Annotated in this window: 10 protein-coding genes and 1 pseudogene; all 11 read left to right on the forward strand. The window is 65.2% G+C overall.

Annotated elements, in window-relative coordinates:
* The first annotated feature begins 1 nt into the window (after position 1).
* The 11 genes and pseudogenes from AB5975_22260 (at position 2) to AB5975_22310 (ending at position 14,093) form a co-directional block, all read left to right on the forward strand.
* Complete coding sequence (locus AB5975_22260) at positions 2–301, forward strand: malonate decarboxylase subunit delta (protein ID XDR19243.1); 300 nt, start codon at positions 2–4, stop codon at positions 299–301.
* Positions 294–1,142, forward strand: coding sequence for a biotin-independent malonate decarboxylase subunit beta (locus tag AB5975_22265; GenBank protein ID XDR19244.1), 849 nt, complete (start codon positions 294–296; stop codon positions 1,140–1,142). Before AB5975_22260 ends, AB5975_22265 begins: the two co-directional genes overlap by 8 nt.
* A pseudogene (mdcE, locus tag AB5975_22270) lies at positions 1,139–1,929 on the forward strand (biotin-independent malonate decarboxylase subunit gamma). Before AB5975_22265 ends, mdcE begins: the two are co-directional and overlap by 4 nt.
* A gap of 1 nt (position 1,930) precedes the next feature.
* Positions 1,931–2,545 carry a malonate decarboxylase holo-ACP synthase gene (locus AB5975_22275; GenBank protein ID XDR19245.1) on the forward strand — a complete coding sequence of 205 codons (615 nt, stop codon included), beginning with the start codon at positions 1,931–1,933 and terminating at the stop codon, positions 2,543–2,545.
* A complete protein-coding gene (gene mdcH / locus AB5975_22280; GenBank protein XDR19246.1) occupies positions 2,542–3,462 on the forward strand; it encodes a malonate decarboxylase subunit epsilon in 921 nt (306 codons plus the stop codon). Before AB5975_22275 ends, mdcH begins: the two co-directional genes overlap by 4 nt.
* A gap of 100 nt (positions 3,463–3,562) precedes the next feature.
* Positions 3,563–3,985, forward strand: coding sequence for a malonate transporter subunit MadL (madL, locus tag AB5975_22285; protein XDR19247.1), 423 nt, complete (start codon positions 3,563–3,565; stop codon positions 3,983–3,985).
* A gap of 2 nt (positions 3,986–3,987) precedes the next feature.
* A complete protein-coding gene (madM, locus tag AB5975_22290; protein XDR19248.1) occupies positions 3,988–4,752 on the forward strand; it encodes a malonate transporter subunit MadM in 765 nt (254 codons plus the stop codon).
* Between the two features lie 196 nt (positions 4,753–4,948).
* Positions 4,949–10,783 carry a manganese-oxidizing multicopper oxidase MnxG gene (mnxG, locus tag AB5975_22295; GenBank protein XDR19249.1) on the forward strand — a complete coding sequence of 1,945 codons (5,835 nt, stop codon included), beginning with the start codon at positions 4,949–4,951 and terminating at the stop codon, positions 10,781–10,783.
* An 18-nt stretch (positions 10,784–10,801) separates the two neighbouring features.
* Positions 10,802–12,778 carry a cytochrome D1 domain-containing protein gene (locus tag AB5975_22300; GenBank protein XDR19250.1) on the forward strand — a complete coding sequence of 659 codons (1,977 nt, stop codon included), beginning with the start codon at positions 10,802–10,804 and terminating at the stop codon, positions 12,776–12,778.
* Positions 12,775–13,431, forward strand: coding sequence for an SCO family protein (locus tag AB5975_22305; protein ID XDR19251.1), 657 nt, complete (start codon positions 12,775–12,777; stop codon positions 13,429–13,431). The genes AB5975_22300 and AB5975_22305 overlap by 4 nt, the downstream gene beginning before the upstream one ends.
* Positions 13,428–14,093, forward strand: coding sequence for an SCO family protein (locus AB5975_22310; GenBank protein XDR19252.1), 666 nt, complete (start codon positions 13,428–13,430; stop codon positions 14,091–14,093). Before AB5975_22305 ends, AB5975_22310 begins: the two co-directional genes overlap by 4 nt.
* The last annotated feature ends 77 nt before the right edge of the window (positions 14,094–14,170 follow it).

Here is a 14,170-nt window from a genome sequence, read left to right on the forward strand (position 1 = left end):
CATGGAAACCCTGACCTTTAATTTTCCCGCCGCCGAACCTGGGCGTGGCCGTACGTTGGTGGGCTGCGTCAGCTCCGGCGACCTCGAAGTGCTGATCGAACCCGGCACTGCCGGCAGCCTGCAGATCCAGGTGGTGACCTCGGTCAACGGCAGTGCAGCCCGCTGGGCGCAACTGTTCCAGCGCCTGTTCGAGGGCCGCGCCTGGCCGGCCGTGAACATCGACATCCATGACTTCGGCGCCACCCCAGGCGTGGTGCGCCTGCGCCTTGAGCAAGGCTTCGAGGAGATCGCCCATGACTGACACCGCACGCTTGCTGCGCAGCCGCAGCTTTGTCGAACTGGGTGCCCGCCAGCGCGCCCGCGTTGTGCTCGACCCTGGCAGCTTCCGTGAACTGCTGGGCCCGTTCGACCGCCTGATGTCGCCGTGGTTGCCGCGCCAGGGCATCGTGCCACAGGCCGATGATGGCGTGGTTATCGCCAAGGGCCTGCTGAACGGGCGCAATGCCGTGGTCGCTGCGATTGAAGGGGGGTTCCAGGGCGGCAGCATGGGCGAGGTGGGCGGCGCCAAGATTGCCGGAGCCTTGGAACTGGCCATCGAAGACAACCGCAACGGCATCCCCACCTGCGCCGTGTTGCTGCTGGAAACCGGCGGCGTGCGCTTGCAGGAAGCCAACCTGGGCCTGGCGGCGATTGCCGAAATCCAGGCTGCCATCGTCGAGCTGCGCGCCTGGCAGCCGGTGATCGGGCTGATCGCAGGTTCGGTCGGCTGCTTTGGCGGCATGTCCATCGCCGCCGGCCTGTGCAGCCACTTGCTGGTCACCCGCGAAGCCCGCCTGGGCCTCAATGGCCCGCAGGTCATCGAGCAAGAGGCGGGCATTGGCGAATACGACGCCAAGGACCGCCCCTTCATCTGGAGCCTGAGCGGTGGCGAGCAACGCCATGCCAGCGGGCTGGTGGACGCCTACGTGGCCGACGACATCGAAGCCCTGCGCGAACGCTTGCAGCAACTGCTGGGCCAACCTTCCAAAGACCGCGCCAGCCAACACGCCTGGTTCCTTGCACACCTGGCCCAGCTGGGCGACGACTGCCCGCAACTGGATGCCGCCGCCGTGCGCGCCCTTTACCAAGGAGAAACCCAATGAACCGTGCCTTGAACTGGCTGCTGGGCCTGGCCGGTGGGCAAGCCTTGCCAGGCTATCCTGCCTCGCTGCGGGTGATCGACGGCGAATTGGACAACCGCCTGGCACGCTTCATCGCCGTGGTGCCGGATGCCGACAACCCGTTCCCCGCGCGCGCTCAGGCGAGGTCGGCCTGCTGGAAGGCTGGGGTTTGGCCAAGGCCGTGAGCGACGCGGTGGAAGCTGATCGCAACGGCCAGAAGCGCGCCATTGTCGCGGTGATCGACGTGCCCAGCCAGGCCTATGGCCGCCGCGAAGAAGCGCTGGGTATCCACCAGGCGTTGGCCGGTGCCGTGCAGGCCTATGCCCAGGCGCGGCTGGCCGGGCACCCGGTGATCGGCCTACTGGTCGGCAAGGCCATGTCAGGCGCCTTCCTGGCCCATGGCTACCAAGCCCAGCGCCTGATTGCCCTGGACGATGCCGGGGTGATGGTGCACGCCATGGGCAAGGCGGCAGCGGCGCGCATCACCTTGCGCAGCGTCGAGCAACTGGAAGCCTTGGCCGCCGAGGTGCCGCCGATGGCCTACGACCTGGGCAGCTACGCCTCGCTGGGCCTGCTGTGGCGCCGCCTGGCGGTAGACAGCGCCGAGACGCCGAGCAGCGCTGACCTCGCTCGGGTGCGTACTTGCCTGGTTGAGGCGGTGCATGACATCGGCAACTCGACTGACCTGACGTCACGGCTGGCGGGCGAAAACCGCAGTGCCTCGCGCCAGGTTCGTGAACAGCTGCGTCGTCAGTGGCAGGGCGCCTGAGATGAACGCGCCAAGGCCGCACGACCTGCTGTGGGGGATGCCTGTGTCGGCCTTGCCTGCCGATGCGCCGCAGTGGGCGCTGGACGTGCTGGCCGGTGCTCAGCCGGTGGTGGTACGCCGTGCCATTTGTGACCATGGCTGGGTGGCGGTCGGGCTGCGTGGTCAGGGCCGGACACAGCGTTTTGCAGCGTTGATGCGTCTGGTCGACATTCAGCGCCAGCAAGGCCCCGAAGCGCTGCGCGGGCCTGGGCAAAGCCCGTGGCCTGCGCTGCAGGCGTTGGCCTCGGTCGCCCCGGTGTTGAATGCCAGTGGCCTGGCCTGGGGACCAACAGGCGGGGCGGGGTACCAGATCGCTACCGGTATCGAAGTGCTCCATACCGGCAGCGACCTGGACTTGCTGCTGCATACGCCACAACCGCTGGCCCGTGCCCAGGCGCGGGAGCTGTTGGATATCCTCGACTGCGCGCCTTGCCGTATCGACGTGCAGCTGGAAACCCCAGCGGGGGCTGTCGCCCTGCGAGAGTGGGCCGGTTTCGCTCGCCGCGTGCTGCTCAAGTCGGACCATGGGCCACGCTTGGTCGGCGACCCGTGGGCGGCGCAGGAGCGCGCGGCATGAGCAGCCTGTTCGCCTTCCCCGGTCAAGGCGCCCAGCAGGTAGGCATGTTGCAGCGCCTGCCTGAAGGTTCGGGGCAGTTGCTGGAAGAGGCCAGCGATGTGCTTGGCCAGCCGGCGCTGGCACTGGACAGCCAGCATGCACTGCAAGCGACCCGTGCCGTGCAGCTGTGCCTGCTGTTGTTCGGTGTGGCCTGGGCGCGCTGGCTGATGCAGCGCAGCCCTGCGCCGGACTACGTGGCGGGCTTGTCGATTGGTGCCTATCCGGCTGCGGTGGTAGCGGGCGCCTTGGGGTTTGCCGACGCTGTGCGCCTGGTTGCCCTGCGTGGCGAGCTGATGCAGCGCGCCTACCCACAGGGGTATGGCATGACTGCACTCAGCGGCCTGGACCTGGCCAGCGTCGAGCGCCTGCTGAGCGAGGCGCCGGGAGAGGTGTACGTCGCCAACCTCAACAGTGAAAACCAGATCGTTATTGCCGGTAGCGATACTGCGATGGCTGCGGTCGCAGCCAGGGCGCGTCGCCTTGGCCAAGGTGCGGCCCGGCGCCTGGCAGTCAGCGTGCCGTCGCATTGCCCGCTACTGGCCGGCCCGGCGGCGGAACTGGCCAGTGCTTTCGCCACGGTCGTGCTGCAACGGCCACGTATCACGTACCTAAGTGGCAGCAGCGCACGGCCGATATTCGACCCACAGCGCCTGCGCGACGACCTGGCCGGCAACATGGCGCGGGTGGTCGACTGGCGTGCTACGTTGCGCAACGCCTATGAGCGCGGCGTACGCCTGCACCTTGAGCTACCGCCCGGTAGCGTGCTCAGCGGGCTGGCCCGCCCGGTGTTCGAACAGGGCAGGGTGGTGGCTGTGGAGGGTACCCGTTGGGACAGCCTGGATGCGCTGCTGCGCCAGGAGGTGGCCCAGAACCGATGATGGCAGGCTGATGCGCTCCCACATTGATCGCGTGAGCCGGGCAAGTGTGTTTACGAAGAACAACAACAAGCAACTTCGACACTATCTGAGGGCAACAACAATGATCATCTATGGTGTGGCACTGCTGGCAGTCTGCACGCTGGCCGGCGTTATCGTCGGTGACTTCCTGGGCGTGCTGCTGGGCGTCAAATCCAATGTGGGTGGGGTTGGCATCGCCATGATCCTGCTGATCTGCGCACGCCTTTATATGCACCGCAACGGTGGCATGAGCAAGGAGTGCGAGTTTGGCGTGGGCTTCTGGGGCGCCATGTACATCCCGGTTGTGGTGGCCATGGCCGCCCAGCAGAACGTGGTCACCGCCCTGCACGGCGGGCCGGTGGCGCTGCTGGCGGCGGTGGGCGCGGTGCTGGTGTGCGGCGCGACCATCGCCCTGATCAGCCGCAGCCATCGCGGCGAGCCTTTGCCCGCGCTTGACCCCACCCCTGAAGCCAGTGCGCAGGTTGCCCCTGCAGGAGGTCGTTGAACATGTGGCCCATCATTGAAAGTGCCTTGGAACACAACGGCCTGATCACTGCCTTCGCGGCGGTAGGCGCAATCATGTGGTTGTCGGTCGTGCTGTCGAAGTACCTGACCTTCGGCCGCGTGCACGGCTCGGCCATCGCCATCGTCATTGGCCTGGTCCTGGCCTGGGTCGGCGGCACCCTCACCGGCGGCCAGAAAGGCCTGGCCGACATGGCGCTGTTTTCCGGTATCGGCCTGATGGGCGGGGCCATGCTGCGTGACTTCGCCATTGTCGCCACGGCTTTCGAGGTGCAGGCCACCGAGGCGCGCAAAGCCGGCATGATCGGCGCGGTGGCGCTGTTGCTGGGCACTGTGTTGCCGTTCATTGTTGGCGCAGCGGTGGCTTACGCCTTCGGTTACCGCGATGCGGTGAGCATGACCACCATCGGTGCGGGTGCGGTGACCTATATCGTCGGGCCCGTGACCGGGGCGGCGCTGGGGGCCAGTTCGGATGTGATGGCCCTGTCGATTGCCACCGGGTTGATCAAGGCGATTCTGGTGATGGTGTTCACCCCTGTATCGGCGCGCCTGCTGGCGCTGGACAACCCACGCTCGGCGATGGTGTTCGGTGGGTTGGCGGGGACGGTGTCGGGGGTGACGGCCGGGCTGGCCGCGACGGATCGGCGGTTGGTGCCGTATGGGGCTTTGACGGCCACTTTCCATACTGGACTGGGTTGCCTGATGGGCCCGTCGATCTTGTACTTTTGTGTTCGCGGTCTGGTCGGCTGACAGCGAATTCGTGGGAGCCGCCGCATCGACATTAAACCCTGCGATGCGGCACCCCCCGATTCTGGGAAATCCGTTGGGGGATCCTCCCCAATCTGTTTCGGTTGATCTCATAACTTATTGATAAGGAAGAACATTATCTTCTGGCATACACCTTGCTGCAGCTCCCCGCAGAGTTCCTGTGTCCCGGAGGTGCAGCATGACTACGCCACGCAAAGGCCCCCTTCTGTCATCACTCGTTCTGGCCCTGCTGGGTTGGGAATCGACCAGCGAGGCGGCCGTGCAGTGCCAGCGCACCTTGGTCGCCAACGTGGTGGCACTGGACCAACCCCTGATGTTCAACCGCCTTGGTGCGCAAAACGCCAACGGCATGCTGTTCGCGCTCCGCGAGGATGTGGTGGACGACAAGCAGGTGCCGCTGAGCAAAGGCGGGGCTGCGGTACCCGGCAAGGTTACGCTGCGCCCGGACAAGCGCCCACGGCCGATCGTGCTGCGCGTGGCTGCCGGTGACTGCCTCACGGTCAACCTGACCAACCTGCTCGATTACCGGGCCAACCCCAACAAGCACGGCATCGAGGCAGAGGGGCCCGAGGGTGAAGAGGTGGAAAACGAAGCGGATGAAGGCTTCGTTGCCGACGAACAGGTGGCCGAGCGCATGGTCGGCTTCCAGGTCAACGGTATGCAGGCGGTCAATAGCATCGCCGACATTTCTGCCTACACCGGGCGCAATGGCAACTTCTTCGTCAGCCCCGGCAGCACCCGCAGCTACACCTTGTATGCCGAGCGCGAAGGTGCCTTTGCCGCTACCAGCAAAGCCGCCACGTTTGGCGGTGAAGGCACGGCGGGCAACGTTGCCAATGGCCTGTTCGGCCAGGTGGTGGTGGTGCCCAAGCTTGGCCGCACCTACCGCAACACCCTCACCGAAGAAGAAATGCGCCTGGCCACCACTGGCCGTACTGCCACCGGCCAGCCGGTGATCGACTACGAAGCGCGTTACCCGCAAGTAGAACCATGGATCGCTGAAGGCAAGGCCGGCAAGCCGATCATAGCCATGGTCAACGGTAACGAGATCATCAACAGCGAAACCGATGCCATCGTCATGGGCCCAAACCCCGACGGCAGCTTCCCCAAGTCGACCTACCCACTGGAAAGCATGGGCAAGCGCAACCCGGCGCTGCCCAACCGCCTGGAGGCGTTCCGCGACTTCGCCTCGCAGTTCGCCGACGAGGTCGCGGGCACTCAGGCGTTCCCCGGCTACTGGGCGGACCCTGTGATGGGCCATGTACTGGAGCCGACGCGTGACTCCTTCATGATCAACTATGGCTCCGGTGGCATGGGCGCCGAAGTGGTGGCCAACCGCCTGGGGGTGGGCCCGATGCACGACTGCCTGTCGTGCGCTTACGAAGAGTTCTTCCTCAGCGCCCATACCGTCGGCGACATCGGCACCCTGGTGGATGTGCCGGCCAACGTCGGCCTGGAGCACATCCGCCCAGGCGAAGTCCCGCCGGCCAGTGCCGTTGGGGTCAAAGCCAGCATGGCCCTGTACCCCTCGGAACCTGCCAACGTGCACCACAGCTACATCGGCGACTTCACCAAGTTCCGCAACACCCACAACGGGCATGAGCAGCACATCTTCCACCTGCACGGCCACCAGTGGCTGTTCAACCCCAATGACGACAACTCTGACTACATCGATGCCCAAGGTATCGGCGCCGGTGTCGGCTACACCTACGAGATCGCCAACGGTGGTTCGGGCAACCGCAACCGGGTGGCCGGCGATGCCATCTACCACTGCCACTTCTACCCGCATTTCGCCCAAGGCATGTGGGCCATGTGGCGGGTACACGATGTGTTCGAAGAAGGCACCCGCCTGGAGGTGAGTGGGCAGGGCGAGAATGGCTTCCACAGTACGCCATTCGCCTTGCGTAGCGGCAAACCGGCAGCGGGCGCTCGGGCGCTACCCGATGGCGAGATCGTCGCCGGCACGCCGATCCCGGCCATCGTGCCGCTGCCGGGCAAAGCCATGGCACCGATGCCTGGAAAAGTGGTGGTGGTACCCAAACTCTCCGAAACGCTGGTCGCTGCCAATGACGATGATGACGACGATGAGGAGGGCGATGACGACCACGCCAACCAACCCCCCGTGCGCAAGGCTGTCGGCTCGCTGGCATTGGTCGATCGTACCGAAGCCAACCGAAATGCCGACGGCACCCTGAAAAACCCAGGTTACCCATTCTGGATCGGCGGCATGGAAAGCAGCGTCGGCAACCGCCCACCCACCCCGCCGCTGGACATGCTCGACCCGGCCCTGGCCCGGCAGCTGAAAGACAGCGGCAAAGCCCTGTGGGCCAACCTGGATGCGAACCAGGTCGATGGCTGGGACGGTGGCCTTGGTCGCCACGCGCTGGACGGCGTTTCGGCCGGCGGCGAAGCCGAGACCACCACCACCAAGCTGGACTTCACCAAGGTCGTGCACAAGGCCAAGCCCATCTACCTACCGGAAGAGGGCACCGATGTCGAGCAGGCTGCCATGCAGTTCCACGCCATGGCCGAACACCCCAGCTATGCCCTGATCCCTGGCAGCCAACCCGTGGCCAAGGCATTCCGCACCAACGGTGCCTTGCCCACCGCCGGCGCACCGTACTACGAACCGTGCATGGATGACCGTGGCAAACGCTTGACCCAGTCTTCGGGCGTGGGCGAGTTCTTTAGCGGCGAGAGCCCTACCGGCCTGAACTTCCGTGGCGCTTCGGCCTTTACCGCCGACCGCCCACGTATCTACAAAGGTGCCAATATTCAATTCGACGCGGTGTACAACAAGGTCGGCTACCACTTCCCACAGGCACGCATCATTGCCCTATGGGAAGACGCCTGGCCGGTGATTACCAAGCAGCGCCCACCAGAGCCACTGGTGATGCGCATGAACACCTTCGACTGCACCATGTACCAGCACACCAACCTGATCCCGAACATCTACGAGATGGACGACTACCAGGTGCGCACCCCGACCGACGTGATCGGCCAGCACATCCACCTGCCTAAATGGGACCTGACCGCTGCCGATGGCTCGGCCAACGGCTGGAACTACGAAGACGGCATTCTCTCGCCCGGCAGCGTGGTCGAGCGCGTACATGCCATCCGTGCCTACAACGGCTGCACCGAGGGCGATAGCCGCGACGGTACCGCTGCCTGCCCGAAAGCCAAGCAGCACCCGTACTTCGGCCGCTTCGGCCGCGCCGACTGGCTGGGCGCACGCACTGCCATGCAGCGCTGGTTCGCCGACCCGCTGGTGAACGTGTACAACGTCGACCGTGGCCTGGGTACCATCTTCACCCATGACCACCTTGGCCCATCGACCCACCAGCAACTGGGCCTGTATGCCACGGTGCTGGCCGAACCCGCTGGCTCCACCTGGTACCACGCCGAAACCGGTGAGCAGCTGTACAACCCGGCCACGCGCCAGGATGGCGGCCCGACCTCGTGGCAGGCAGTGATCCAGACCGGCGACCACGATGGCGATGGCAAGAACGATAGCTACCGCGAGTTCTTCCTGGAGTACAGCGACTTCCAGCATGCTTATGAAGCGGGTGTTTACGTGGGCGCAGGGCCAGACGGCATCCCCAATGCCCAGTCGTACCCTGCCACCGCTGACAGCTTCCGCTACGCCATCAACCCCCCAGTGCGCGGCAAGGCGTCGAACCTGCTTGAAGCCATCGTCGAAGAACGTGGCGGTATCAACCCTGGCTGCCCAAGCCGGCCATGCCCGCAGGCGATCTCGGTGGACGACCCAGGCATGTTCGTCGTCAACTACCGTAACGAACCGTTGGCGCTGCGCGTGTACGACCCGAACAAGGTCGGCCCGGACGGCAAGCGTGGCATGCAGGCCGACGGTCTGGCCGGCGACCTCAGCTATGCCCTGCAAACCCGTACCGACCGCGCCATCCCGGCGATGAACCTGTCGCCTTCAGCGATCACCTCGGCGGTTGGCCCTACCGGCGGCACCACGCTGTTCCCGCCGCACATCAACAAGGCTGGCGCCGAACCGGGCGACCCATTCACCCCGTTGCTGCGCACCTACTCCGGTGACAACGTGCGTCTGCGCATGCACGCCGGGGGCCACGAAGAAGAGCACAACGTCACCCTGCATGGCGTGAAATGGCTGCAGAACGGTACCGGCTTCGGCAATAGCTCCAACTCGGGCTGGAAGTCATCACAGATGATCGGCATTTCCGAGCAACTGGGCTTCATGGCGCCGGTGTCGATGATCTCGAGTTCCGCAGCCACCAACGGCGACTACCTGTATTCGCTGGACGCCGCCCTGGAAGGCTATTGGAACGGTATATGGGGCATCATGCGCAACTACACCGTGCAACGTGCCGACCTGTTTGCGCTGCCTAACAACCCGCAACCGGTGGCCATGCGCAACACCGTGAACTTTGACGGCATCTGCCCGAAAACCACGGCCAACCCCAACGGCATCGGCACCCGCACCACGGTCAAGCGCAACTATGAGATTGTCGCGGCCCTGGCCAACGACATTCTCGAAAACCGCAACGGCGTCAGCATCAACGACCCGGCGGGCATCGGCCAGCACGTGGGTGGCGCGCTCAAGGCCAACGGCGGCACCCTGGTGTTCAACAGCCGTAGAACCGCCATCCCGCTGGTGAGTGGGGTAGACCCCGAAGATGGGGAACCTTTCACCATCGGTGGTCACAGTGCACCGCTGCATGACCCGACCGCGATCCTGTATGTGCGCAAGGCCGACCTCGATGCCAGCACTGGCAAGCTCAAGGCAGGTGTCCCGGTAGAGCCGCTGGTACTGCGCGCCAACGCTGGCGACTGCATCAGCATCACCCTGGAAAACCGCCTGCCACTGGTGATGCCAGACCTGCCAAGTACCGCCGTGATGCACAACGTGGTCAAGCGTGACCGCTTCGGTAGCGAGGGCTCCACCGCCTTCGCCAACAACCTGATGCGGCCGTCCAGCCACGTGGGCCTGCATGCCCAGTTGCTGGCCTACGACATCACCAAGTCAGACGGTGCCAACGTTGGCCTGAACCCGGTGCAGACCGTGCCACCCCGTGCCGGCACCAGCGGCGCCTACCCAACCAAGGTGTACCAGTACTACGCCGGCCACCTGGAGCGTGAAGGCAAACCGGTGTCGCAACTTGGCCGCACCGTGGACAACATCAACACCACGGCCATCGAGTTCGGCGGCCTCAACCTGACCCCGTCGGACTTCATCAAGCAGCCGCAAAAAGGCCTGGTGGGCGCCATGAGCATTCTGCCGCAAACCGCCACCTGGACCGAAGACACCGCCACCCGTGCCCAGGCCACGGTGAAGGTCAGCGGCCAGCCAGATTACCGCGACTTCGTCACGGTGTGGCAACGTGCGCTGAACATGCGCTGGGCCGATGGTCGCCCGGTAGAAGGCATCAATACCGAAGGCAACGGCGCTGCCGGTGACCCGCAGGACAACGGCAACATGGCGGTCAACTACAAGACCGAGCCGTTGTGGCTGCGCTTCGGCATGGCCCCCGACTCGCCATTCGGCCGCGCCAATGGCCTGGGCTTTGGTGATGTGCCCAACGCCCACATGGCGTACGCCAACGCCTTGGTCGGTGGCGACCCGCAGACCCCGGTGCTGTACGCCAAGCCTGGTCAGCCCGTGCGCAACCATATCGTGATGCCCAGTGGGGGCAGCCGCGGCATGGTCTACCAGCTGGACGGGCACATATGGCCACTGCACAACTACCAAGCCGAGAAGAGTGATGTGGACGGCTACCCGATGAGTCTGCCGGGTATCGGTTCGGTGCGCTTCGGCAACAACCCGATGGCCATGTACATCGGCGCGCAGGAAAGCGTACTGCCAGCGGCGCACTTCAGCTTCATGCTGCCCAGTGCCGGCGGTGCCAACGCGGTGGCGGGTGACTACCTGTTCCGCGACTACGCCGCCTACGGCAACCTTTCGGGGCTGTGGGGAATCTTGCGGGTGACCAACGAAGCGCCGCCGGCAACGGCCCCGGCGCAGTGACGGAAAAGGAGCGCGAGCATGAACAAAAAGACTCGCCCTGCTTACTTGGGGGTAATGTTGGGTGTGGCGCTGATTGGCCTGGGCGTGGCGTATGAAAAGCTCTGGTGCGACCCGCGCGAGCTGTTGCAGGAACCTGCCGACCCGCAGGCCCTGCACCGGCTCAGCCGGGACGGCGTCACCGTGGAGTTCGAAGCCCGACCGTTGGCCGGCGGGGAGCTGAAGGAAGGCAGCTTCGCCAACATCCGTTTCAAGCTCAGCGACCAGAGCAGTGGCCAGCCGCTGTCGGGCATGGCCCCAGGGGCGTGGATCGACCCCGCGCAGTCGGCCCCGTTGGGTGACCGCGAGCAAAGCTGCAAGGCGCGGGTCGCGCTGTTTCTCAAGAGCAGCATCGGGGCCCGGCCGCTGCTCGACCTGAACAGCTACTTCCTGCTGATGCTGAACAAGGACGCCAGCCTGACCGTGATCGACCCGACTGTGTCGGTGGGCGGCGTGACCAGCACCATGGCCCGCATCGACCTGCCCGGACGGCCCATGGACTGGGTGGCCACCAGCGACGACAAGCAGGTGTTCGTGTCGATCCCCGAGCGCGGCAAGGTGGCGGTGATCGACACCGAAACCTTCACCCGTGTCGCCGATCTGGACGCCGGCGACCAGCCGCTGCGCGTGGCCTTGCAGCCGGACCAACACCGGCTGTGGGTTGGCAACAACAGCAGCGACCCGGCCAAAGGCGGGGTAACCGTGATCGACGTGCCGGGGCGCAACACCCTGAAAAGCTTCAATACCGGCACCGGGCACCACGAAATCGCCTTCAGCGCTGACTCGCGCTATGCCTACGTCAGCAACCGCGACAGCGGCACCCTGAGCGTCATCGACATCCCGGAAATGCGCCTGGCCAAGACCATCAAGGTTGGCCCGCACCCGCTCTCGGTCAGCTATTCGGCGCTGTCCCAGGCCGTCTACGTGGTCGATGGCGAGGAGGGCAGCGTGCGGGTCTTCGACGCCCGCAGCCATCAGCTGCGCCACACGGTCAAGGCCGAGCAGGGCCTGGGGCCGATGCGCTTCAGCAGCGATGGCCGCTACGGCATCGTGCTCAATACCCTGGAGAACCAGGCGCTGGTCATAGATGCCAGTACCGACAAGCTGATCCACCACATCCCGGTGGCGGCCGAACCGTACCAGCTGACCTTCACCAAGGGCTATGCCTACATACGTGGCCTGGCTTCGCCCAAGGTCACCATGATCAACCTGTCCAGCCTGGGCGAGGGGCGTGCACCGATCGTGCAAGGTTTCGAGGCCGGCCCGGCAGCGCCGCGCCAGGCAGGTGACCTGCCGCTGGCCCAGGGGCTGTCGGTGTCACGCGATGACAACTCGGTGTTCGTGGTCAACCCGGTGGACAACACCACCTACTTCTACGCCGAAGGCATGAACGCGCCAATGTCCGGCTACAACAACCGTGGCCACCAGGCCCGCGCGGCCATCGTCGTCGACCGCAGCCTGCGTGAAGTGGCGCCTGGGGTGTATGGCTCGACCGTGAAGCTGCCCGCCGCCGGCAAGTTCGACGTGGCCTTCCTGCTCAACCAGCCGCAGATCATCCATTGCTTCAGCACCGATGTGGCCGCAGCGCCCAATGCCAGCAAACGCAAGGGCGCGCGTGCCGAGTTCATCGGCCTCGACCAGCCTTTGCCGCAGCACAGCGACTTTACCGCGCGGGTGCGTATCGTCGGCGACGACGGCCAGCCACGCCTGGGCCTGAACGACCTGAGCCTGCGCTACTTTCTGGCGCCATCGTCGATGCCGCGCAACCTGCAGCTGCAAGAGGTGGGCGAGGGTGTGTATCAGGCGGCGCTGAACCTGCCTGAAGCCGGCGCCTGGTACCTGCATGTGCAGTCGCCCTCGCTGGGGCGCAAGTTTGCCGAAGAAAACTACACCAGCCTGCGCGTCCTGCCGGCTGCAGCGACCAACGCTTCCCAGACTGACGTGAGGAATGTGCGATGAACGCCAAGCATGCTTTCACACTGTTGGCCCTGAGCCTGGCGTTTGCCAGCAACCTGGCCCTTGCCCACGCCGGTCACGACCATGACGGCCATGGCGCGCAACCGCCAGCGGCTCGCCAGGAAAAGACCAGCGTGCGCTTTGCCGATGTTTCGCTGCTTAACCAGGACGGCATGCCGGTACGCCTGGAGAAAGACCTGGTAAGCGACCACCTGGTGGTCATGGGCTTCATCTACACCAGCTGCACCACGGTGTGCCCGGTGGTGTCGTCGATCATGGGCAAGGTCCAGCAGCAGCTGGGTGGCCGGGTAGGCGAGGAGATCCACATGGTGTCGATCAGCGTCGACCCTCAGCGTGACGATGCCAAGCGCCTGCAAGACTACGCCAAGGCCTTCCAGAAGGGGCCGGGCTGGAGCTGGCTGACCGGCACCCCGTACGCCGTCACCGAGACCCTCAAGGGCCTGGGTAGCTTCAGTGCCGACCTCAGCCAGCACCCGCCGCTGATCCTGGTGGGTGACGGGCGCAGTGGGCACTGGACACGTTACTACGGCTTCACCGACCCGGCGGTACTGATCGAAGAGATCAACCGCCTCAGCGCCCGCCGGGTGCATGCCAAGAGCACTGCCATTGCCGACCGTCACGAGGTGCAACCATGAGCACTGCAAGCTCCCGCCGCGCAAGCATGCGCGGGTTCGACTGGCTGGTGCTGGGTGGTTGCCTGTGGATTCTGGCCTCGGTGGCCTTCGCCCACGAAGGCCATGCGCCACAGGCCCCCGAGCCGCAGCCGGCGCCGCAGGCGATGACCAGTGGTGGCGGCACCCGTGATGCCCAGACCTGGTTCACCGACACGGTGTTGAAGGACCAGAATGGCCGCGAGCTGCGCTTTTACAGCGACGTGCTCAAGGACAAGGTGGTGATGCTTAACGTGATCTTCACCCACTGCACCGACGCGTGCCCGCTGATTACCCGCAAGTTGCGTGAAGTGCGCGAAGCGATGGGGCCGCAGCTGGCCAGCCAGGTGACTTTCGTGTCGATCAGCAGTGACCCGCTGAACGACACCCCGCAGGCATTGAAGGCGTTCGCCGAGAAGCAGGGCGTGGATGGGCCGAACTGGCTGTTCTTGACCGGCGACAAGGCCAATGTCGACCTGGTGCTGGGGCGTATAGGGCAGTTCCTGCCCAGCCCTGAGCAGCATTCGACTCAGCTGATTGCCGGTGACGTGGCCGGCAAACGCTGGAGCAAGATCCGCCCGGATGCGCCACCGGCGGCGATTGCCCAGCGCATGCAGCTGTTGGCTCAGCCACTGGCAGGCCGGTGATTGCCATGGTGCGTTCCCTGTGGAGTCAACCTCTGAGGGGGCAGCCTTTGTGGGAGCGGCCTTGCGTCGCCAAAGGG

This window comes from Pseudomonas putida, assembly GCA_041071465.1.
Lineage (GTDB): Bacteria > Pseudomonadota > Gammaproteobacteria > Pseudomonadales > Pseudomonadaceae > Aquipseudomonas > Aquipseudomonas putida_P.

Excerpts from the sequence above, each read along its gene's own strand:
- madL (XDR19247.1), top strand. The coding sequence starts at position 3,563 with ATGATCATCTATGGTGTGGCACTGCTGGCAGTCTGCACGCTGGCCGGC.
- AB5975_22310 (XDR19252.1), top strand. The coding sequence starts at position 13,428 with ATGAGCACTGCAAGCTCCCGCCGCGCAAGCATGCGCGGGTTCGACTGG.
- AB5975_22300 (XDR19250.1), top strand. The coding sequence starts at position 10,802 with ATGAACAAAAAGACTCGCCCTGCTTACTTGGGGGTAATGTTGGGTGTG.
- AB5975_22265 (XDR19244.1), top strand. The coding sequence starts at position 294 with ATGACTGACACCGCACGCTTGCTGCGCAGCCGCAGCTTTGTCGAACTG.
- AB5975_22260 (XDR19243.1), top strand. The coding sequence starts at position 2 with ATGGAAACCCTGACCTTTAATTTTCCCGCCGCCGAACCTGGGCGTGGC.
- AB5975_22275 (XDR19245.1), top strand. The coding sequence starts at position 1,931 with ATGAACGCGCCAAGGCCGCACGACCTGCTGTGGGGGATGCCTGTGTCG.
- AB5975_22305 (XDR19251.1), top strand. The coding sequence starts at position 12,775 with ATGAACGCCAAGCATGCTTTCACACTGTTGGCCCTGAGCCTGGCGTTT.
- madM (XDR19248.1), top strand. The coding sequence starts at position 3,988 with ATGTGGCCCATCATTGAAAGTGCCTTGGAACACAACGGCCTGATCACT.
- mnxG (XDR19249.1), top strand. The coding sequence starts at position 4,949 with ATGACTACGCCACGCAAAGGCCCCCTTCTGTCATCACTCGTTCTGGCC.
- mdcH (XDR19246.1), top strand. The coding sequence starts at position 2,542 with ATGAGCAGCCTGTTCGCCTTCCCCGGTCAAGGCGCCCAGCAGGTAGGC.